The sequence below is a fragment of the Streptomyces thermoalcalitolerans genome (assembly GCF_039525155.1).
Taxonomy (GTDB): domain Bacteria; phylum Actinomycetota; class Actinomycetes; order Streptomycetales; family Streptomycetaceae; genus Streptomyces; species Streptomyces thermovulgaris.
On record NZ_BAAAHG010000027.1, the window covers coordinates 57784 to 77739 of the forward strand.

At 71.0% G+C, this 19956-nt stretch carries 18 protein-coding genes and 1 tRNA gene; 1 reads left to right on the forward strand and 18 read right to left on the reverse strand.

Going from position 1 to position 19956, the window contains the following annotated elements:
* Positions 1-131: 131 nt before the first annotated feature.
* Both ABD224_RS16850 and ABD224_RS16855 read right to left on the reverse strand, forming a co-directional pair.
* Entirely contained in the window at positions 132-1814 is a 1683-nt protein-coding gene (locus ABD224_RS16850; RefSeq protein ID WP_344050513.1) for a DUF262 domain-containing protein, read from the reverse strand.
* Positions 1815-2286: 472 nt separating this feature from the next.
* Positions 2287-2892, reverse strand: coding sequence for a class I SAM-dependent methyltransferase (locus ABD224_RS16855; RefSeq protein ID WP_344050515.1), 606 nt, complete (start codon positions 2890-2892; stop codon positions 2287-2289).
* Between the two features lie 450 nt (positions 2893-3342).
* Between ABD224_RS16855 and ABD224_RS16860 the strand changes: the two genes are divergently transcribed.
* On the forward strand, positions 3343-4227 hold the full coding sequence (locus ABD224_RS16860) for a LysR family transcriptional regulator (RefSeq protein ID WP_344050517.1): 885 nt from the start codon (positions 3343-3345) through the stop codon (positions 4225-4227).
* A gap of 52 nt (positions 4228-4279) precedes the next feature.
* Here the strand turns inward: ABD224_RS16860 and ABD224_RS16865 are convergent, their stop codons facing one another.
* From ABD224_RS16865 to ABD224_RS16940, 16 genes are all read right to left on the reverse strand, one after another.
* Entirely contained in the window at positions 4280-4846 is a 567-nt protein-coding gene (locus tag ABD224_RS16865; protein ID WP_344050519.1) for a nitroreductase family protein, read from the reverse strand.
* 79 nt (positions 4847-4925) lie between these two features.
* Positions 4926-5954, reverse strand: coding sequence for a TauD/TfdA family dioxygenase (locus ABD224_RS16870; protein WP_344050521.1), 1029 nt, complete (start codon positions 5952-5954; stop codon positions 4926-4928).
* Between the two features lie 95 nt (positions 5955-6049).
* Positions 6050-7141 carry an amino acid kinase family protein gene (locus tag ABD224_RS16875; protein WP_344050524.1) on the reverse strand — a complete coding sequence of 364 codons (1092 nt, stop codon included), beginning with the start codon at positions 7139-7141 and terminating at the stop codon, positions 6050-6052.
* Positions 7138-8181: an aspartate-semialdehyde dehydrogenase gene (locus ABD224_RS16880; protein WP_344050526.1), complete on the reverse strand. Its 1044-nt coding sequence runs from the start codon at positions 8179-8181 to the stop codon at positions 7138-7140. The genes ABD224_RS16875 and ABD224_RS16880 overlap by 4 nt, the downstream gene beginning before the upstream one ends.
* Positions 8182-8246: 65 nt before the next feature.
* Entirely contained in the window at positions 8247-9248 is a 1002-nt protein-coding gene (locus tag ABD224_RS16885; protein ID WP_344050528.1) for a DMT family transporter, read from the reverse strand.
* 182 nt (positions 9249-9430) lie between these two features.
* Positions 9431-10384 carry a transporter substrate-binding domain-containing protein gene (locus ABD224_RS16890; RefSeq protein ID WP_344050530.1) on the reverse strand — a complete coding sequence of 318 codons (954 nt, stop codon included), beginning with the start codon at positions 10382-10384 and terminating at the stop codon, positions 9431-9433.
* Positions 10381-11721: a methylaspartate mutase gene (locus tag ABD224_RS16895; protein WP_344050532.1), complete on the reverse strand. Its 1341-nt coding sequence runs from the start codon at positions 11719-11721 to the stop codon at positions 10381-10383. Before ABD224_RS16895 ends, ABD224_RS16890 begins: the two co-directional genes overlap by 4 nt.
* 1 nt (position 11722) lies before the next feature.
* A complete protein-coding gene (locus ABD224_RS16900) occupies positions 11723-12190 on the reverse strand; it encodes a cobalamin B12-binding domain-containing protein (RefSeq protein ID WP_344050534.1) in 468 nt (155 codons plus the stop codon).
* A 673-nt stretch (positions 12191-12863) separates the two neighbouring features.
* Positions 12864-12947, reverse strand: a tRNA-Leu gene (locus tag ABD224_RS16905).
* Positions 12948-13179: 232 nt separating this feature from the next.
* Positions 13180-14355: a sugar phosphate isomerase/epimerase family protein gene (locus ABD224_RS16910; protein ID WP_425580989.1), complete on the reverse strand. Its 1176-nt coding sequence runs from the start codon at positions 14353-14355 to the stop codon at positions 13180-13182.
* On the reverse strand, positions 14352-15773 hold the full coding sequence (locus ABD224_RS16915; RefSeq protein WP_344050536.1) for an alkaline phosphatase family protein: 1422 nt from the start codon (positions 15771-15773) through the stop codon (positions 14352-14354). The genes ABD224_RS16910 and ABD224_RS16915 overlap by 4 nt, the downstream gene beginning before the upstream one ends.
* The gene (gene eboE, locus ABD224_RS16920; protein ID WP_344050538.1) at positions 15770-16969 is read right to left on the reverse strand and encodes a metabolite traffic protein EboE; all 1200 of its coding nucleotides are present in this window, start codon (positions 16967-16969) and stop codon (positions 15770-15772) included. The genes ABD224_RS16915 and eboE overlap by 4 nt, the downstream gene beginning before the upstream one ends.
* Before the next feature lie 3 nt (positions 16970-16972).
* A complete protein-coding gene (locus ABD224_RS16925) occupies positions 16973-17821 on the reverse strand; it encodes a TatD family hydrolase (protein WP_344050540.1) in 849 nt (282 codons plus the stop codon).
* The gene (locus tag ABD224_RS16930; protein WP_344050542.1) at positions 17821-18597 is read right to left on the reverse strand and encodes an EboA domain-containing protein; all 777 of its coding nucleotides are present in this window, start codon (positions 18595-18597) and stop codon (positions 17821-17823) included. The genes ABD224_RS16925 and ABD224_RS16930 overlap by 1 nt, the downstream gene beginning before the upstream one ends.
* Complete coding sequence (locus ABD224_RS16935) at positions 18594-19466, reverse strand: sugar phosphate isomerase/epimerase family protein (protein WP_344050544.1); 873 nt, start codon at positions 19464-19466, stop codon at positions 18594-18596. Before ABD224_RS16935 ends, ABD224_RS16930 begins: the two co-directional genes overlap by 4 nt.
* The coding region (locus ABD224_RS16940) for a UbiA prenyltransferase family protein (RefSeq protein WP_486388847.1) at positions 19463-19956 on the reverse strand (494 nt) is incomplete at its 5' end. The genes ABD224_RS16940 and ABD224_RS16935, both read right to left, overlap by 4 nt.

Consider the following 19956-nt stretch of genomic DNA (forward strand, 5'->3'; position numbering starts at 1 on the left):
TGTTGCACCGCGGGACCGTGAGCCGTGAGGTGTGGACGACCATAGCCCATCCGACCCAAATAATGGAACTCCTTGGAAATCCATGGCTGTCTTTGGAGGTCGGGCCGGGGCATCACGTCCCGGCCCCTCCCTCACAGACGCCACTCCTCGAAGAGCACCCCCAGCAGCTCCTCCTGCCTGGCCTTCAGCACCTCGGGGGTCCACTCGGTGTGCTGGAGCACCTGACTGGTCAGCGCGAACGGGACCACTCCCCCGCGGCCGGTGAAGTACTTGGCCTTCTTGGTGGCGAAGTCGTAGTTCTGGGCCGCCGAGTTCTTGGCGCGGTTCAACAGCACCAGGTTTCCCAGCCGGTGCGTCCACTGGGCACGCTGCTCCTCGTCGAACAGCTCGACCCACTGCGAGTCGCTCTCCGGGTTCTGCGGCAGGACGTGCTCGACAGTGATGAGCGGGTGGTCATACGTCACTCCCTGCCCGCGGGCCAGCAGCTCGTCAAGCCGGAGCAGCGCATACTTGCGGATCTTGCCGACCAGATAGATGTCCCCGTCGAGCCTGGCCCTGGTCTCGGCCTTCTCGTCGTCCCTCAGCTCGAGTGCCGGGGAGTCGAGGCCCAGTCCACCGTCGAGCTGCCGGAGCAGCTCGGCGTAGCGCATGACGCGTGGAGTCGTGTAGACACGGCGGATGAACATGCTGGCCGACAGCCGCTCCAAGGCTCGCAGAAACGTGTCGAGCCACACCGGATCGTCCTCGTGGTGGCGCAGCGCCCACAGAGCAGCGGGACGCCAGTCGTAGTTGTCGACCTGCTGAAGCCGTTTGAACCAGGCGTTGACCGCCTCCGCATCCGAAGCGGACTCATAACGGGCTTCACGGATCTTGACGAATGCCTCGGCATACGGCCGGACGACGTCGTTGACGAAGACCGCGGCTCTGCCGGGAAGATAACGGCTGAGGACCTGCTCCGGGAACTCCTTGAGCAGCTCCTGTTCCGCTCGCTTCTTGGCGAAGATCATCCGCAGGTGGAGGAAGAGTTCCGCGAAGTCGTCACGCCCCAGCATCTCTTCGGCGTCCTCCCAGGTGGCGGCACACGCCTCCGAGACCCCCGGCCCCTCCCTCCTCAAATCCCCCATGATCTGCGCCTTGAAGATGTCGGTGGGGGACAGGTCCAGGCCGCGGGAGTTCATGACGCTGAAGATCCGATGCGCGCTGTCGAGGTCAGGAGTGCTGACGACGACCAGGAACGTCCGCTCTGCGAGCATCTGAGCCAGTTCCAGCCGGCGTTCCTCGGTCAACGCGGCGAGCTCGCGGTGGAGGACGGTCGCATTGCGGAGGATCGCCTTCTGCGCATCGGTGCCCAGGGTTTCCTCCTTCAGCTTCAGCAGGGTGTCCACCGCGCCCTTCGTCTGCACGTACTCCTTGAAGAAGTCCGTGTCACGGTGACGTAGAGTGAGTCGCGGCCTCGGTGCGAGCCCACGGATTTTGGCACCCGGCTCCATCACCAGTCGGTCGAGGTCATCGCGTAGTTCCGCATCCTCGGTGAGGTCACGCAGGACCGACAGGAGGATGGTCAGGGTCGTGAGGCGCTGCTGTCCGTCGATGACGTCGGCCTCAGGAGACGTACTGTTCTTGACGAGGACAACGGATCCGAGAAAGTACGGCTCGTCCGTCCCTCGGTCCAGGGCTTCCTGCAGGTCCGTCAGCAGTTGGGTCGCTTGCTCTTCCTGCCAGGCATAGGGTCGCTGGTATTCGGGGATCCGGAAGTCGTAGTCACTGCTGAACACCTTGTGCAGAGGCATCTCGTGGGCCTCAAGTTTTTGCATGCCCCGATAATGGCGGAAAAGTGAGGGTCCATGACACTCAATCACCCCAACTCTCCCACCCCAGAAGTGGTTCTGTGATGGAAGCCGGGACCATCCCATGCCGATGTGCGGGCCAGCTGTTCAGTCGGCTTGCCGAACCGCGGCCGGCCGGCTTGCCCGCCCAGGAGGACGTGGGGCGGTTCTGTCCGGTGCGAGCTGCTGGGCATCAGCGGCGGAAGTGTCCGGGCCGGAGCACGGGCGGGCGCCGGATGAGGGCTGCCAGGGCTCGGACGCATCGCGCGCCTGGCAATGAGCATCTGCCTGAGCCTTGTGTCCGGGCGCGTACGGACCGTCGCCGAGTGCTTCGGAACCGGGCGTAGCCGCAGTGTGTTCCGGGCCCGTCGCTTCGAGGCCGTGGCTCTGCGCGTCGTGGGAGCCGGTGGGTGCGGGTGGCCGAGGTGGCCAGGAGGTCGTGCAGAGGTTCTGCGTGTTCTCACCGGCGGTGGACGCTGACGGCGTAGCCGCCTTCGTCGTAGGGGTCGGCGTCCCAGGTGGCGAAACGGTCGACGAGGGTGAGACCGGCCGCGGCGCAGTAGGTGTCGTACTCCGGCAGCGTGATGCTCGGCGGCACCGGCAGATGGGCCTCGTCCAGGCCGAAGCCGGCGACCAGCAGGCCGCCCGGACGCAGGGCCGCGGCCAGGCGCTCGACCACCGTGGCCTCGGTGCCGGGGGCGAGCAGCGGGATGACGTTGCCCGCCGCGACCACGAGATCGAAGTCCGCCGCGATGCCGAGCACAGCGGGGTCGAACTCGGCAAGATCGGCCTGGAACCAGGGAAGCTCCGGCGCCTGCCTGCGCGCCACCGCCAGCATCGACGCGTCCAGATCCACCCCGACGCAGTCGTACCCGAGCTCCGCGAGCCGGATCATGACCCGCCCGGTACCGCATCCGGCGTCCAGCACCCGCGCTCCGGCCGGCACGAGGGCCGCGCAGAACCGCGCCTCGCCGTGGACGTCCTTCCCGCTGCGGGCCAGGGCCGCGAACCGTGCGGCGTAGTCCTCGCCGGACGTCTCCCCGGTCAGCTCCCTCCATCGACTCATGTGCCCACCATAGGCCGACCGTGTGCCACAGGTCCGCCGGTCGTCGGGCCGGGCCGGGTACGGGGCGGTGACAGGCGAGACGGCACAGGCCGCGTGGGGCCCGGCCCGGTCATGATGCCGTCGTGGTGGACTTCCAGGAGAGCGCGGGGGCGTTTCACTCCCCTCGCGGCCGGACGTCTCGCTCGGCGTCTCCTGGGCCGGTACGCCGGTCCATGCGACGTGGTGCGCGTGCCGTGACCCGGTCCGTCCGGCCCCGCGGCCCGCCGGCGTCCCTGGCGGTCCCGGCCGGCGCCCGGGGCCGGCGATATGGCCGAGATCATCCGCCTTGGGTGGCCGCCGAACCTATATGTTGGTGCTCTTGTTGCTGTTGCGCGGGTCTCTTGACCGCATGCGTGGTCGCCTCGCCGGAACGTTCAACCACAGGGGGATGCGTTGGAGATTCGTCATCTGGTGACCTTTCAGAAAGTCGCGACGCTGCTGAGCTTCACCCGCGCCGCCGAGGAACTCAACTACGCGCAATCGAGCGTGACGACGCAGATCCGCGCCCTGGAGTCCTCGCTGGGGGTGGAGCTCTTCGACCGTCTCGGCGGGCGCATCCGGCTGACGGCGGCCGGCGAGAAGCTGCTGGAGTACGCCGAGCAGATCCTGACGCTGACCGAGGAGGCGCGCGCGGACGTCGCCGGCTCGGACGGCCCGTCGGGAACCCTGGTGATCGGCACCATGGAGAGCATCACCTCGTACCGGATGCCGCCGCTGCTGGAATTCTTCCACCACCGCTATCCCAAGGTGCAGTTGTCCTTGCGCCCGAGTCTGTGCGCCGAGACCTGCCACGCGCTGCGCCAGGGCACCTTCGACATCGGTTTCCTCATGGAGCAGGAGACCCGGCATCAGGGTCTGGAGACCGTCGTGCTGGCCCAGGAGCCACTGGTGCTCGTCGCGGCCCCCGACCACCCCCTGGCCCGGCGGGAGCAGGTGTCGCTCGACGATCTGCGGGCCGCCTCCGTCCTGGCGACCGAGGCCGGATGCGCGTACCGGGATCTGTTCGAGGAAGAGCTGCGGGGCGCCGAGACCACGCCGTTTCTGGAGTTCGGCACCATCGAGGCGATCAAACGCGGCGTGGTGTCCGGTCTGGGGATCGCGCTGCTTCCGGAGGTGACCGTGGCCGGTGAGCTGGAGAAGGGCGAGCTGACGGCTCTCCCCTGGGACATCCCGTTCTCCGTGTACACGCAGCTGGCGTGGCGCAGCGGCAGGCGGCTGTCGCGGGAGCTGAAGCTGTTCATCGACCACGCGGTGCGGCTCATGCAGGAGGAACAGCCGCTGGCCCGGTCGAGCTGACGCGTCCTGCGTGAGCGGGTCTCATGCGCCACGCGCCCCGTGTGAGCGGGCCTCATGCGCCGACCGGTTCGGGGGCGAACACGGAGATGCGGTCGCTGACGTCGTCGGGCCGCCGCCGTCGGGCCGGCTGTTCCTCGTCCGCCGTGCCGATGTACAGCCAGCCCAGCAGGCGTTCGCCGGGAAGCAGCCCCAGCAGACGGTGGACGTCGGCGGATTCGGTGAACCTGCCGGTGCGCCAGATGCTTCCGTACCCGCGGGCGTGCAGCAACAGCATCAGGGAGCCGGCCATGGCGCTGGTGGCGGCCAGCTGCTCCCACTCGGGCACCCGGTGATCGGTGGCCGGCTTGAACACCAGCGTGGCGAGCAGCGGCGCCCGGTGGGTCTTGGCCTCGATCCGTTCGCGTTCCGGACCGGGCGCCAGGGCGGCCTCGGCGAAGCAGCGCCCCAGGGCGGTACGTCCTTCGCCGCGCACCAGGATCCAGCGCCAGGGACGGATCCTGCCGTGGTCGGGGGCGGTTGCGGCGGCCCGGAGCAGATAGGCGAACTCCTGGTCGCCCGGGGCCGGTTCGACGAGCCGGTGTGCGCTGCGGCGGCTCAGCACGGCCGTCATCACATCCATGGGTTCCTCCTCTCGGTCCCTGCCAGGCACACATCCGTGAGGGGCGGGGTGCCGCGCACCCCGCCCCTCACGGACGGGATCAGTGGTGGACGCGGCGGTTGCCGTCGGTCTGCCGGTAGCGGATGGTCCACTGGCTGCGGCGCACATAGGTCCGCTGCAGCCAGCGGTCGGCGCCGTCGTAGCGTGCGGTGAACGGGGTGCGGGCGTGCAGTCCCTTGCGGTTGTTGATCAGAAGGGCTTCACCGGGGCGCAGGTACACCTTGTGGGCGGTCTCCCGGCAGGCCGCCTGGAGCCGGTCCAGGGCGGCCTGGGCTGCGGTGGTCATGGCGCGCACGCCGTTGGCCGAGGCCGAGATCTCCGGGAACTGCTCAGGGCCGCTGATCATGGCGACCGGGTCGGAGAGGACCTCGCGTCCGCCGGCCACGTCGCGGACGTAGCTGCCGGGTGCGTTGAGCCGGAACAACGGGCTGCGCAGCAGCTCCAGGGTGCGGGAGTCGAGGACGCTGACGATGTCCCGGGCGTCGGCGTAGTGGGTCGCGGCGACGCCCTCGTGGTCCGCGCGCAGGCAGCTGAGCACGAGGAAGTCGGGGTTGCTGACGTCGTAGCGGCCTATGGTGTCGTGAACGATGTCGTTGTGGAAGTTGAGGAAGACGGTCGAGCCCTGGTTGGTCTGGGTCGTCGCGCCGCTCTCGACGGGGACGACATCGTGGATGAGCTGCCCGTTCTTCTCGGTCAGGAAGCCGACGGGTTCGCCGAGCAGACCGGACAGACCGAGCAGGACGCCCTCGGCGACGAACGTCTTCTTGTCGGTGGCCGGGCCGCCGTTCGCCGGAGTGGGGGGCAGCTCGGGGTCGACGGGGAGGTTGCGGACGTAGCCGACGCCGGGGGTGTCGTTGTGACGGCCGAAGTCGAGGATCTGCTGGAGCAGGTCGAGCGGCAGGGTGGCGAAGATCTGGTGATAGCGCGCCATGGCGCGATCGATGTCCAGGGTGGGGTCGGGCTCGGCGACCAGCTCCCGTCCGATGGCGTCCCGCACGGCATCGGGCAGGTCGATCACGCCCAGGGTCCGCGGCGCGGCGGCAGTGGTCTCGACGGTGGTCGCGGTCATGGTGATGTCCTCCTTAACCTCATCGCTTCATCGGGAATCGGACTTGACCGGGAATCTCATCGGGAGGTGCTGAGGGGGTACGGGGAGAGCCGGGGCTACAGGGTGCGGAGCCGCACGGCCGGCTCGGGTTCGGGCAGGGCGTCGTGCAGTTTCTGCGCGAGCTGTCGGGCCTGCTCGGCATCGTCGGCGATGTGGGTGGTGGCCCGGCTGCCGGTGATCTCGGTGACCGGGATGCCCACGACGCGGGCCTGGGGCAGGCCGTGCACGCGCTGGAAGCGGTCGATGTCGAGGTAGCCGCCGACGACCACGAGGTGCGGTCCGTCCTCTATACGTACGGTGTCGATCCCTTCGGCGTGGAACACGCTGTGCGCCAGGTCCGCTTCAGCCGCGGTGGCGTAGGCGAGGACCTTCGACCTGGTGTTGGCCACGACGCCGGCGGCCGGTGCGCCCTTGCCGCTGATGACCGTGCCGGCGGGGAAGGGGGGCCGGTTGTGGCGGCAGACCAGGGTGATGCCGTGCTGCTTGGCGGTCCGCACCGACCTGCGGTGCAGGACCTTCGCCCCGTACAGGGACATCAGCGCGGCGGTGTCGTAGGTGACCTCGGGGAGCAGGCGGGCGCCGTTCACGACGTTCGGGTCGGCGCTGTAGATGCCGTCGACGTCGGAGTGGATCTCGACCCTGTCGGCGCCGAGCGCGGCGGCGACCAGGACGGCCGACAGGTCGGAGCTGTTCTTGCCGAGCCAGGTGGGACGGCCCTGGGCATCGGCCGCCTGCCCGCCGGGCACGATGACGACCTGGTGGTCGTCGAGGGCCCGCCGCAGCGGCTGGGGGTCCAGGTGTTTCACCTTGGCCCACATGAACGTGCTGTCGGTGACCAGACCCTGCTGGTGGCCCGCGAGCACGGTGGCGGTGAGCCCGACGCGGTGCAGCGCGGTGGCCAGGAGGTGGGCGCTGACGGTGTCGGCCAGGGTGAGAAGCCCGGCGACGGTGGCGTCCTCCGGCTCCGGGTTGGCCTCGTGCAGCAGGCCGCGCAGCTTTTCGGTCTCGCCCGGCATGGCGCTGACCACGACGGCCATCGGCCGCCGCTCCTCCTCGGCCCGCCGCCGCAGGGCGGCGGCGAGGTCGGTGTAGGCCGTGAGGGCGGGGAAGGTGGAGCCTCCGAACTTCAGGACGGCGGGAGCGGTCACAGCACACCTCGCTCGGTGAGCGCCTCGGCGATCTGCAGCGCGTTGAGAGCGGCGCCGATGCGGACGTTGTCCGCGACGATCCACATCCAGAAGCCGCGCGGGTTGTGGGCGGCGACGCGGACGCGTCCGACGTGGACGTGGTTGGGGTCGCCCGCGGTGCGCGGGGTGGGGAACGCGCCCGGGGTCGTCAGGTCGTGGACGGTGACCTCCTGCTGCTGGGCGAGCAGCTGGACCAGCTCGGTGCGGTCGACCGGGTTGTGGCACTCGATCCAGGCCGCCTCGGAGTGGCTGTTGACCACCGGAACGCGCACACAGGTCGTGGTGACGTCCAGGTGCGGCAGCGCGAGGATCTTGCGGGACTCCTGGAGCATCTTCTGCTCCTCGAAGGTGAAGCCGTCCTCCAGAAGGCGGTCGATGCGCGGTATGAGGTCGAAGGCGAGGGACGGGCTGAAGGTTCCGGTCACACCGGTGCTGTCGGGGTCGTCGAGGACCGCGCGGGCACCGGCGCGCAGCTCCTCGATGCCGGAGTAGCCCGCTCCGGACGCCGCCTGGTAGGTGCTGACCACGGCCTGACGGATGCCCCAGCGCTCCTGGACGGGCTTGAGCAGCCGGACCAGCGGGATGGTGGAGCAGTTCGGGTTGGCGATGATGCCGCTCGCCGGGCGCGTGTCGAGTTCGTGCGCGTTGACCTGGGGGACCACCAGCGGGGTGTCGGGGTCCATCCGGAAGGCGCTGGTGTTGTCGATGACGAGGGCGCCCTGGGCGACGGCCTTGGGCACGAAGGTGGTGCTCACTCGGGCGCCCGCGGAGAAGAAGGCGACGTCAATGCCGGAGAAGTCGAAACCGTCCAGGTCCTGCACCTGGTAGGAGCGGCCCTCGACGGCGACCTCGCGGCCGGCCGAGCGGGCGGAGGCGACCAGATGCAGGTCGCGGTAGCGGAAGCCGCGTTCCTCGATGAGCTGCAGGAGGGTGGTGCCGACGACTCCGGTGGCGCCGACCAGGGCTATGCGCGGTGCGGCCGGGTCGGTGACGCGGGGCATGACGGGGCTCCTTTCGGAGGGTGGGGTCGGACAGGTCGGACAGGGGTGTCGGGGGCTTGCGGGACTCAGGCGGTGGTGCGCCTGCCGGACGCGGCGACCGGCTGTGCCCCGGCGGCCGGAGCGGCCTGTGTGCCGGAGGCCGGAGCGGCCGGAGCGGTCTGTGCCGCGGCCGGGCGCAGGCGGAGGCTCCAGCCGAGGTTGATGCCGAGGGAGGCCGCGACGATGAGCGGGATGCCCAGCGCCTGGATCCAGGTGACGTGGTGCCCGTAGACGGCCCAGTCGCAGACCATGGCCGCGGCCGGGTAGACGAAGGCCAGGACGGCGATCTTCGAGGTGGGCAGCTTCTGGTAGGACGAGTACATCAGGACGTACATGACGCCGGTGTGGATGAAGCCCAGGCCGATGAGCCAGATCCAGCCGCTGCCGAAGTGCACGCTCTGGCCGAGCTGGGTGAAGGGCAGCAGCAGGGGGACGCCCAGCAGCACCTGGACCAGGGCCACCAGATGGGGCTTCACACCGCTCACACGCTTGGTGATGATCGTCGACAGGCCGTAGAAGAGGGCGGCGAGCAGGGCGTAGCCGAGCCCCACCAGGTAGGTGCTGCCGCTGGAGAAGTCGGAGGCCGTCACGCCGGCGACGAGGATGAGTCCGAGGAAGGCGACGAGCAGCCATCCCGCCTTGTGCGCGGTGATGCGGTCCTTGAACAGCAGGGCTCCGAGCAGCACCACGAAGAACGGCTGGGTGTGATAGACGACCGTGGCCACCGAGATGGACGTCTTGTCGTAGGACTCGAACAGGAACGCCCAGTTGAAGACGATGAACACGCCGCCGAGCGCGGCCAGGCCCAGCTTCTTCGGGGTGAACCCGTGGTTCTTGAAGAAGCCGCGGATCAGGCAGTACAGGCCGAGGAAGGCGGCGCCGAACACGCACCGGTAGAAGACCACGTTGAACGGCGAGGCGCCGGCCTCGACGACGAAGACGCCGATGGTGCCGGACAGCAGCATGGCCGCCGTCAGTTCGATCGCGCCGCGCGTCTCCGAACGCGCCGCAGCAGTTGAGTTGCTCATGACATACTCCCGTATCGGAGGGAAGGGGGTGGAGAGGTCTGTGGGAGACCGGGGACCGGAACCGGATGCAACGAAGCTACGAGGTGCGGTGCGGCCCGGTCCACGAGCTGTCGGAGAACGAAATCGATGCCCTCATCGAGACTGTCGATGAAGCCTGTGAGCAGCAAAAACGCTGGTGCTGCTCAGTGCAGGGGCAGCGGGTAGTGCAGTCCGCCCTCGCTCCACAGGGCGTTCGCGAAGCGGCCGACGTCGAGGCCGGAGGCCGGGCCGAGATTGCGTTCGTAGATGTCGCCGTAGGTGCCGACGGCGTCCAGGATCCGGTGCGCCCACCGCTCGTCCAGACCGAGCGCGGGGCCGTATCCGCCCGCCAGGTCGGCGGCGGTACGCGCCGCCCGCTGCTCGCCGCCCTCCTCCCGTACGGCGTTCTCCGCGCCGATGAGGAACTGCAGCACCCACCGGCACACCCGGAACCAGCCGGTGTCGTCGTCGCGCACGGCGAGTGCCATCGGCTCGCGGGAGATGGCGGTCTCCAGCACGACGTGGTCCTCCGGATGCGGCAGCGTGGCCCGTGCGCCGGCCAGCGCGATGCGGTCCAGGACGTAGGCCGTGCACCCGCCGTCCGCGTAAGCGGCCAGCGCTTCGGCGGGGGTCGCGTAGGCGACGGGCTCCACCCGCAGTCCACGCCGGCCGAACCACGCCGCCAGGTTGTCCGCGGTCGTGGTGCCCGCCTGGATGGCGACCCGTCGTCCGGCGAGCTGTTCGGGGCTGGACATCCCGTCCGCCCGGCGCACGAGGAAGCCCTCCCCGTCGTAGCAGGTGACCCCGGCGAACAGAACAGGGTGTGCGGCCTCGCGGCCGAGCGTCCAGGACAGGTTGCACGTGGCCACGTCCGCGTCGCCCGAGACGAGCCGGGTCAGCCGCTGCGCCGGGTCCGTCGGCAGCCACTGCACCGCCTCCGGGTCTCCGAGCGCCGCCGCGGCCACCGCGCGGGCGACATCCGCGTCCAGCCCTCTCCACGAGCCGTGGCCGTCCGGCAGGGACAGGCCGCGGATTCCCTGGCTGACCACCGCCCGTACGGCGCCTCGCTCGCGCACGGTGTTCAGCGTCGCGCCGGCCCTGTGCACCACAGTCGTCACAGCATCCCCCTCACCGCCGCGCCGACCAGCTCCTCGCGGTCGAACCGGCGCTCGTTGTAGCCCAGCATGTCGATCAGTGAACGTGCGGTCACCGGGGCGGCTCCGAGGCCGTCCGGAACGGCCACGGGCATCGCTCCGGGATCGGCCCAGCGCAGGGCGCCCTGGGGGTCGACGGCGGCCCGGGAGCGGTTGGCGTTGTCCTGGTGCAGGCAGTACGGCACGTCCAGGTGCCCGTGGGCGAAGGCGTTCACCAGGGCGGAGCCGACGTCGTCACCGAAGCGCAGCGTCGACGTGATCAGATGCAGCGCCTCCTCGTAGACACCGGTCTGCTGGACCGCCGTGGCGGCCGTCCCCCGGCGCCGTTCGTCGGCCGCCACGGCGGCGGCGAACTCCAGGGCGTCCACGTTCTCCTCGATGGTCGGGATCCGGTACGCCTCCACCGCGGTCTTCACGATCAGCCGCTCGGTGCCGCTGGCCACCGCCAGACGCACGCTGTCCTCCAGCATCCGGTAGGCGCCCACCGGCGTTCTCGGGAAGACGCCCATGAACGTGTAGAGCACCACATGCCAGTCGACGTCGTCCCCCAGCCACTGCGCGGCCAGGCGGCGCAGTGCGGCCAGCGCCTCCAAGTCCTGTTCCGGGCTGGTCTGTTGCGCGTAGCTGACCGAGATGCTCCGCATACCGTGCTCGCGGAAGAACATCCCTTCCAGGATGCTCAGCGCGATCAGCAGGCTCGGCGGGCACAACTGGCCGAGCATGCAGCCGCCGAAGCTCTCCAGGTGCATCGGCTCCGGCTGGTCCGCCAGGACACGGCAGCACTCGGCCCACGCCGCGGTGGCCTGCGGCAACGGCACACGGCTGTACGGCAGGCAGTACGACACCGGGCCGCCCTCAGTGGCGTCCGCGCCGACACGGGCCAGCGTGGCGAACAACTCCCTCGGGAGCGCGGACCCGTGGCGGAACTGGACGGGGAAGTCCTCACCGGCCACGCCGTCCAGCAACCGGCGGGTCTCCTGCACACCGTGGGCCACCACCGGGTAGCCGTTGAGGTCGTCGCCCCGCTCCAGTGCCCGTCGGGCGGAGGCGTGGTCGTTGACCCGGGTGTAGCTGTCGACGGTGACCGTACCGACGGACGCTCCGCGCACCGCTCGCACCGCCTGCAGGCCGCGCCGCATGGTCGCCGTGTCGGCGAACCCCATCCGCGGCTGCACCACCAGCAGCCCTTGTTCGTGACTGCGCCGGACGAAGCGGGAGAACCGGCTGCGCGCCGGCGCGACCGGCGCCTGGGCGGCCCGAGCGAGCCGGGCGGGTCCACCGCCCTCGATGCCGCTGCTCATTTCACACCCCCCTTCCTGCCATCGCGAGTTCACGGGCGGACCCTGCTTCCAGCGTGCCGAGAAAGGCGTCGAATTCGGCGAGTCCTGCTTCCGCCTCGAAAACGGCATCAAATCCCGCCGTGACGAGCTCGGCACTGAACTGGGTGTTTTCGGAACCCCGGATGCCGAGTTTTCCGCCGATGACGACACGTAAATCGGCCAGTTCCCGATCGGAGCGGATCTTCTCGATGAGCCGGAGCCCGTCCAGATGGCCGTGGCCGTTGACGGTGCTCACCACCAGGGCATCGGGCCGGTGTTTACGGCACTCGGCGAGGATCACGTCGTCGGGGACACACGCTCCGAGGTTGATCACCTCTCCGCCCCGTTCCTCCAGCAGCAACTGCAGGAAAACGAGGTTCCACATATGGGCATCTGACGACACACTCGTGACGATGAAACGCCTGGCGCGCGCCGGGGATATCTCGTTCATTACTCCCGTCCGCAGATCGAAGAACCCGACGCAGTGAAAGCTACGAGTTGCGGAGAAGCTCAGTCCATAACCCACTGGGGAACGAAATCGATGCCTGTATCACAACTGTTGATACCGGCTCCGGGCGGCATTGCCGGAGCGCGCCCCGCGGCCCTCATGCCCTTCGGTGACACTGCGGCATGAGGTGACCCGGCCGCCGCCGGCCGGCGCGTCCCACGAGCCCGGACCCGCACCGGCCGCCGCACCCGTCGTGCAGCGGGTCTTCACCGCCGGCCCGCTCCCGGGGCGGGCACGGCCCGCCAGACGGTCGAGGAAGTCGAGGAATGCGTGTGGCGGCTCGTCCGCTGTTCAGGCCGTCCCCGACGCCGGAGCCGATCCGGCCCGTCGCCACCCGGCGGATCAACCTGGCGCAGCGGGGCAAGGACGCGGCGCGGAAGAGAGAAGAGACGAGGCGCCCGCCCGCCGTCCCCCGGAAGGGGGAATCCCTCCCTCACCACCGACCGGAACCGGGCGACCACCGAGAGGCTCCGCGCCGTCGCACAGCGTATTCAGGCCGCCCGCGCCGGCAGGCAAGGGCTCCCCTGCGAAGCCCGGGATCATCGTCGCTCACGACAACGCAACGAGGACCACGACCGTCAGGTCGAGGTCCTCGGTTCCGTACCACTGCGGTGAGTGTCCGAGGGGGGACTTGAACCCCCACGCCCTATACGGGCACTAGCACCTCAAGCTAGCGCGTCTGCCATTCCGCCACCCGGACGAGATGTTCGTCGCCTGGGCGGGGAGCGTGTCCCCGCAGCGACACGACAACAATACCAAGGTTTGGGAGTGCCTTTCACCTGCATATCCGCCGGGAGGGGCCCGGGGATCCTCGAGAGCGGATACGGAGAGTGACCGGAGGGACACCGTCGGGGTGTGTCCCTCCGTGTCTCCTCATGTCTCCTCGTGCTTCCTCGTGCTTTCTCGCGGGTGTCTCCCGTGTCCGGGCGGTGCTACCTGTGGCGCAGGGCGGCCAGGTTCCGGTAGCCGATCCGGGCGTATTCCAGGGACTGGGCCGGGTCGCCGGCGCTCGGGGCGTTGTCCTGTTCGACCATCGGGTTGTGGTAGTGGTGGTGGCCCACCCGGGAGAAGAACGTCGCGTAGTCGATGTCTCCCGTGCCGAAGGGGACCATGTCGTAGCCCTGGCCGTTGGTGGTGTTGACGACGCCGTCCTTGGCGTGGAAGAGCGGGTAGCGCTTGTTGTGGCGGGCGACCAGGCCGGCCGGGTCGAAGATCTTCGTGCGGGTGGAGCCGTCGGGGGCGGTGTAGGTGCGGAACTTGTACTGGGCCACGTGCGCCCAGTAGATGTCCATCTCCAGCCAGACCAGCCCGGGGTCGGTGACGGACAGGAAGTACTCCAGCTTGCGGATGCCGGAGCTGCGGGTCGGGCGGCCCTGGGCGTCGAGCGGGCCGCGGTCGAGCAGGAAGTCGTACGCCGCGTCGTGGTTGTGGGTGTAGAGCTTGATCCCGGCTCTGCGGGCGATCTCGCCGAGGGTGTTCCACTTCTCGGCGGCCACGTCCCAGTCGGTCTTGTAGGAGCTGTCGGTGGGGTCGGCACCGGTGCCCATGTGGCCCATGCCCAGGATGCAGGCGATCTCCAGATGCTTCTTGAAGGTGTCCAGGTCCGCCTTGGTCAGGGGCCAGGACGGCGGGATGAAGCCGTGGTTGCCCCGGGCCCGCAGCCCGTGGTCGTCCAGCCAGCGGCGCAGCAGCCGGGCGCCCTTGGCGTTATCCAGGTCCGCGCCGCCGGGGGCGTTGGGGTGCTGGCTGTAGCCGGCGAACTCCACCTGGCGGTAGCCGAACCGGGCCAGCTGGGCGAAGACGGCGCGGAAACCGGAGGGCAGATGGGTGGAGAGCGGGTCGCGGCCGATCGCGTCGCGGACCGTGTAGAGGATGATGCCCCGCTTGTCCTCGGGGACGAGCGGGTGGCCCTTGCCTCTGCCGGGGACGCCGGTGGCGGGGAGGCCGGTGGCGGGCGCCGCCTGCACGGGGGGCGCGCCGAAGACCGGGGCGGCGATCGCGCCGGCCGCGGCGGCCGTGCAGGTGCCGAGGAAGCGGCGGCGGCCGATGCCGAGGCCGCGGCGCAGCCGGTCGTCGGCGTCGTGGTCGGTGATGTGGATGTCGTTCACGGATGCCTCTTTCTGGACTGGTGGTCGGGTCCGCCGAGACCGGCGAGGTGAAGCAGCAGAGCCTTCACGTCGGTGGCCGCGACGCGGTCGCCGACGGCGTGGGGGGCGGAGCAGATGAGGAGCGGACCGTCGTCGTCGCTGTCGGGGAGACGGCCGTGGCTGCCGCGGACGAAGGACGCGTCGAGGGGGACGACGGCCATGCGGTAGCGCAGGCCGAGTTTCTTGCGGGCCAGGGCGGTGGCCGCCTTGACCCTGACGTAGGGGTCGAGCGGGTCCATGAACAGTTCGGCCGGGTCGTAGCCGGGCTTGCGGTGGATCTCGACCAGCCGGGCGAAGTCGGGGGCGCGGTCGTCGTCGAGCCAGTAGTAGTACGTGAACCAGGCGTCCGGCTCGGCGACGGCGACGAGTTCGCCGGAGCGCGGATGGTCGAGGTGGTGGGCCTTCTTGCCCTCGTCGTCGAGGAGTTGGTCGATGCCGGGCAGGCCGTCGAGGGCGGCCCTGGTGGCCTCCAGGTCCTCGGGGCGGCGCACGTAGACGTGGGCGATCTGGTGGTCGGCGACGGCGAAGGCGCGGGAGGCCGTCGGGTCGAGGTACTCCATGCCGTCCTGGGTGTGCACCTCGAGCAGGCCGGCCCGGCGCAGGGCGCGGTTGATGTGGACGGGGCGGTCGGCGCGGGTGATGCCGTACTCGGACAGGGCGACGACGGTACGGCCCTCGGCGCGGGCGTCGTCCAGGAGGGGCGCCAGGGCCGTGTCCAGGTCGGTGGCCGCCTGGAGGGAGCGGGGGTCGTCGGGGCCGTGGCGCTGCAGGTCGTAGTCGAGGTGCGGGAGGTAGCAGAGGGTCAGGTCGGGGCGGCGGGTGCGGTTGATGTGCCGGGTGACGTCGATGATCCACTGGCTGGAGACCAGGCCGGCTCCCGGTCCCCAGTAGTGGAAGAGGGGGAACGTGCCGAATTTCCCGGTGAGTTCGTCGTGCAGGGACGGCGGACGGGTGTAGCAGTCGGGTTCCTTGCGGCCGTCGGCGTAGTAGACGGGGCGCGGGGTGACGGTGATGTCGGTGTCGGCGCCCATGGCGTACCACCAGCAGATGTTGGCGACCGTGTAGCCGGGGTGGGCGCGGCGGGCGGCGTCCCACAGTTTGTCGCCGGCGACGAGGGCGTTGTGCTGCCGCCACAGCAGGACCTCGCCGAGGTCGCGGAAGTACCAGCCGTTGCCGACGATGCCGTGCTCGGAGGGCAGGGCGCCGGTCAGGAAGGTGGACTGGGCGGTGCAGGTGACGGCGGGCAGGACGGTGCCGAGCGGTGCGTGGGAGCCGGACCGGGCGAGGGACTTCAGGTGGGGCATGTGGTCGAGGAGCCGGGGGGTGAGGCCGACCACGTCCAGGACGAGCAGGGGTGTGGGTCCCTCGGTTCGGCTCATGGCAGCTCCTTCAGGCCGAGGTCGGTCAGCAGGTCGCGGACGAGGGCGAGTTCGGCGGCGATCCCGTCGGCGAGCCGGGCGCGGTCGCGGGGGCGCAGCTCGGGCGGGAGGGCCTGCCAGGTGTAGGTCTCGACCTCGAGGTGGCGGGTGAGCGGACGGGGCCCGCCGACCAGCCGGGTCAGCGCGGCCTTCAGGACCGGGAGGGTGGAGGTGAGGGGGGCGGCGGGGGGTGCGTGCAGAGGGACGTGGAAGTGGGCGCGCCAGGGTGCGGTGTCGGGGAGGGCGCCGTTCAGTGCCTCCTCGAGGTCGTCGGTGCCGCGCGGCCCGGTGGCGCCGGTCCCTTCCGCTCGGCCGGAGCCGGGGGCGGGGGGTGTGCGGGTCTGGTGCAGGAAGCGGGGTTCGGCGAAGGCGGCGAGGGCTCTGCGGACCTCGGGCAGGTGGGGGTGTTCGGCGTGCAGGGCGGCGGACAGCTGGGACTTGACGACGGGGATGCGGGCCTCGGCGAGGGCGTCGAGGGCGGTCACCGGGTCCTCGAAGGAGGTGGCGAGGTGGCAGGTGTCGACGCAGACGCCGATGCGGTCGTGGGCGATCGCGGTCAGCGGGGCGATGGCGTCGTGCGTGGTCTCCACGACGCAGCCGGGTTCCGGTTCCAGTCCGACGCGCAGGGAACGGCCGGTCAGCTCCTCGAGGGAGTCCAGGCGCCTTGCCAGCGTCCGCAGGGCGGTGCGGGCCTGCTCGGCGCGTGTCTCGTCGTACGCCGTGCGCCAGGCCAGGGGCAGGGTGGAGATGCTGCCCTCGGTGACGTCGTCGGGGAGGAGGCCGGCGAGGACACGGGCGAGGGCGACGGTGTGGTCGAGGCGTTCGGGGTCGGCCCAGTCGGGCCGGTAGACGCGGTACTTGACCTTCTGCTCGCCGAAGCCCTGGTACGGGAAGCCGTTGAGGGTGACGACCTCCAGGCCGTGCCGGTCGAGTGCGGTGCGCAGGCCGCGCAGCGCGGACGGGTCGGAGTCGAGGGTGCGGGCGGCGTCGCGGGCGAGCCAGAGGCCGATGCCCAGGCGGTCCCGGCCGAGGCGGCGGCGTACGGGCTCGCAGTGGTCGCGGAGCTGGGCGAGGACTCCGTCGAGGGTTTCGGCGGGGTGGACGTTGGTGCAGTAGGCGAGGTGGACGGTGGAGCCGTCGGGATGGCGGAAGCGCATCGCTCACTCCCCGCCGCGCAGGATGCTGTTGCCCTCGTGCGTGGCGCCGGTCGCGGCGACGTCGAGGTTCAGCCTGCCGCTGAGGCCGTAGAAGGCGACGGGGTTGCGCCACAGGACGCGGTCCACGTCGTCCTCGGTGAAGCCCTCGGCGAGCATCAGGTCGCCGACCCTGCGGGGCTTGAGGGGGTCGCTTCTGCCCCAGTCCGCCGCGGAGTTGACCAGGACCTTCTCGGTGCCGTAGGTGCGCAGGATCGCGACCATCCGCTCCTCGTCCATCTTGGTGTCGGGATAGACGGAGAAGCCGAGCCAGCAGCCGCTGTCCTTGGCCTCCTTGACGGTGGTCTCGTTGAGGTGGTCGAGCAGGACGCGGTCCATGGGCAGCGCCGACTCCTTCACCACGTCGAGGGTGCGGCGCACGCCGGCGAGCTTGTCGCGGTGCGGGGTGTGGACGAGGGCGGGCAGGCCGTGGTCGGCGGCGAGCTGCAGCTGGGCCGCCAGGGCGCTGTCCTCGGCCGGGGTCATCGAGTCGTAGCCGATCTCGCCGACGGCGACGACCTGGTCCTTGACGAGGTAGCGGGGCAGTTCGTCGAGGACGGGCACGCAGCGCGGGTCGTTCGCCTCCTTGGGGTTCAGGGCGATGGTGCAGTGGTGGGCGATGCCGTACTGGGCGGCGCGGAACGGCTCCCAGCCGATCAGGGAGTCGAAGTAGTCGATGAAGGAGGCCGCGGAGGTGCGGGGCTGACCGAGCCAGAAGGAGGGCTCCACGACGGCCCGGACGCCGGCGGCGTACATGGCCTCGTAGTCGTCGGTGGTCCTGGACGTCATGTGGATGTGGGGGTCGAAGATGCGCATCAGGACTCCTTGCCGTGGGGGTCGACCGGGCCGTGCGGTGCGGGCTCGGGCCCGGGTGAGGGCGTCGGCTCGGGTTCGGATTCGGATGCGGATGCGGTCCCGGGCGCGGCTCCGGTCTCGGGCGCGGCTCCGGTCAGGGCCAGGACGCGGTGCAGGTCCTCGGGGACCGGGCGGCCGGCGGCGGTGCGTTCGGCGGCGTAGTCGCCGAGCATGCGGGCGAGTTCGGCGTCGCCGCGGGCGCGGCGGGCCAGGTCCGCGACCCTGTCGACGGGGACGCCGGTGAACAGGCACTTCAGGACGGCGTGCCGCCATGGGTGGGGGGCCAGGTGCCGGGCGGCGTACGGTCCGACGGCCGCGGCGATCAGCCGGGTGTCGTTGGTGCGCAGGGCGTCCTCGACGAGCGGCACCGCCTCCGGGCCGGACACGAGGTGCGGCAGGGCGTGCAGAACGGCGCGGCGCTCGTCGGCGGTGCCCTGGCGGTAGACCCGGGTGAGGGCGTCCGGGTCGGCCTGGGCCGCGTGCAGGATGAGGACGCGGGCGGCGTCGGCGTGGGCGGCACCGCAGCGGCGGCCGGCCTCGGCCAGACGCAGCTCCCATATGGAGAGGGGGCCGTGGGTGCCGGGACGCGTGGCGGCCTCGTCCAGCGCCCGGTCGAGCCAGTCCCGGGCCTGTGGGGACAGGCGGGCGGCCAGAGCGGTGCGCAGCTCGTCCAGGGGGGTGAGGGCGAGAGCGGTGCCGGCCGTGGGGGTGCCCAGGGGGTCCTGCGGGTGGGTCATCGGCTGCTCCCTTCGAATGCGGCCGCCTGGCGGAGGAAGGACAGGGAGAGGTCGGCGAGGTGCGGGCCGGCGTGGGAGTGGCGGGGCAGTTCCACGACGGTCAGGCCCTGGTAGCCGGTGGCGGCCAGGGCCTCGAGGACCGGAGGGAAGTCGATCTCGCCGTCCCCGAAGGGCAGGTGCTCGTGGACGCCGCGGCGCATGTCCTCGATCTGGACGTGCCTGAGCCAGGGCGCGGCGGCGCGGACGCAGTCGGCGGGCGGAAGCGGCTCCAGGCACTGGCAGTGGCCGATGTCGAGGGTCAGACCGAGGTGTCCGGGGTCGCCGAGCAGGCGGCGCAGATGGTGGAAGTCGGCGAGGGTGGCGAGGAGGTGCCCCGGTTCGGGCTCCACGGCGAGGGGGACACCGGCGGCGCCGGCCGCGTCCAGGACGGGGGTCAGGGACTCGGCCAGCCGCTTCCATGCCGTGTCCCGGTCGGTGCCGGGCGGGGTGATGCCGCTGAAGCAGTGCACGGCGTGGGCGCCCAGCTCGGCGGCGACCCGTACGGCGCGCAGCAGCAGGCCGGTCCGCCGGGCGCGGTCCTCGGGATCGGCGTCGAGGAGGGAGGGGCCGTGCTTGCGGCGCGGGTCGAGCACATAGCGGGCGCCCGTCTCCACGGTGACCTCGAGGCCGAGCGCGTCCAGTCGGCGCGCGACCCGGCGGGTGCGGTCGGCGAGGTCGGGGGCGAGCGGGTCGAGGTGCATGTGGTCGAGGGTCAGTCCCACCCCGTCGTAGCCGAGGTCGGCGAGCAGGGTGAGGGCGTCGTCGAGGCGGAGGTCGGCGAGGCCGTTGGTGCCGTAGCCGAAGCGGAGGGCCGCGGGGGTGGGGCTCATGTCACGCTCACCTTTCTCCCGAACCTGCGGGCCAGGGGGGCCAGGGCCGCCGTGAGCACGGTGGTCGCCGGGGCGCCCGCCCGGGTGGACAGGGCGGCCTGGAGCGGGATCAGGGCGCGGATGCCGCCGCCGACGGCGCGCTGGGTGAGCGGCGGCGAGGGGTTGAGGGCCGCGTGGGCGAGGGGACGGGCGGCGGTGGCGGCGTAGCCGAACGCGAGGGCCGCGCGGAGCGCCCCGCCGGGCAGTGCGGGGGTGAGGCCCGGCAGACCGAGGGGGGCTGCTCCGTCCCGGTCTGCCGGGAGTCTGGGGGCGGGCGGGGCGAGGGCGCGGGTGACGCAGGAGGTGACCGCGAGGGCCGCGAGCGGAACGGCGGTGGAGCCGCCCCGGGTCTCATGCCGGGAGACGGCGGTGACGGCCAGGGTGTGGGCGCCGAGGGCGGCGGCGGACGGCACGGCGTCGCGGATCCGGCCGCCGCTCGCGGCGGCGCCGA

Bases quoted from the DNA above. Each gene is read 5' to 3' on its own strand.
- ABD224_RS16850 (WP_344050513.1), bottom strand. From the start codon at position 1,814: ATGCAAAAACTTGAGGCCCACGAGATGCCTCTGCACAAGGTGTTCAGC.
- ABD224_RS16855 (WP_344050515.1), bottom strand. From the start codon at position 2,892: ATGAGTCGATGGAGGGAGCTGACCGGGGAGACGTCCGGCGAGGACTAC.
- ABD224_RS16865 (WP_344050519.1), bottom strand. From the start codon at position 4,846: ATGGATGTGATGACGGCCGTGCTGAGCCGCCGCAGCGCACACCGGCTC.
- ABD224_RS16870 (WP_344050521.1), bottom strand. From the start codon at position 5,954: ATGACCGCGACCACCGTCGAGACCACTGCCGCCGCGCCGCGGACCCTG.
- ABD224_RS16880 (WP_344050526.1), bottom strand. From the start codon at position 8,181: ATGCCCCGCGTCACCGACCCGGCCGCACCGCGCATAGCCCTGGTCGGC.
- ABD224_RS16885 (WP_344050528.1), bottom strand. From the start codon at position 9,248: ATGAGCAACTCAACTGCTGCGGCGCGTTCGGAGACGCGCGGCGCGATC.
- ABD224_RS16895 (WP_344050532.1), bottom strand. From the start codon at position 11,721: ATGAGCAGCGGCATCGAGGGCGGTGGACCCGCCCGGCTCGCTCGGGCC.
- ABD224_RS16900 (WP_344050534.1), bottom strand. From the start codon at position 12,190: ATGAACGAGATATCCCCGGCGCGCGCCAGGCGTTTCATCGTCACGAGT.
- ABD224_RS16915 (WP_344050536.1), bottom strand. From the start codon at position 15,773: ATGAGCCGAACCGAGGGACCCACACCCCTGCTCGTCCTGGACGTGGTC.
- eboE (WP_344050538.1), bottom strand. From the start codon at position 16,969: ATGCGCTTCCGCCATCCCGACGGCTCCACCGTCCACCTCGCCTACTGC.
- ABD224_RS16925 (WP_344050540.1), bottom strand. From the start codon at position 17,821: ATGCGCATCTTCGACCCCCACATCCACATGACGTCCAGGACCACCGAC.
- ABD224_RS16930 (WP_344050542.1), bottom strand. From the start codon at position 18,597: ATGACCCACCCGCAGGACCCCCTGGGCACCCCCACGGCCGGCACCGCT.
- ABD224_RS16935 (WP_344050544.1), bottom strand. From the start codon at position 19,466: ATGAGCCCCACCCCCGCGGCCCTCCGCTTCGGCTACGGCACCAACGGC.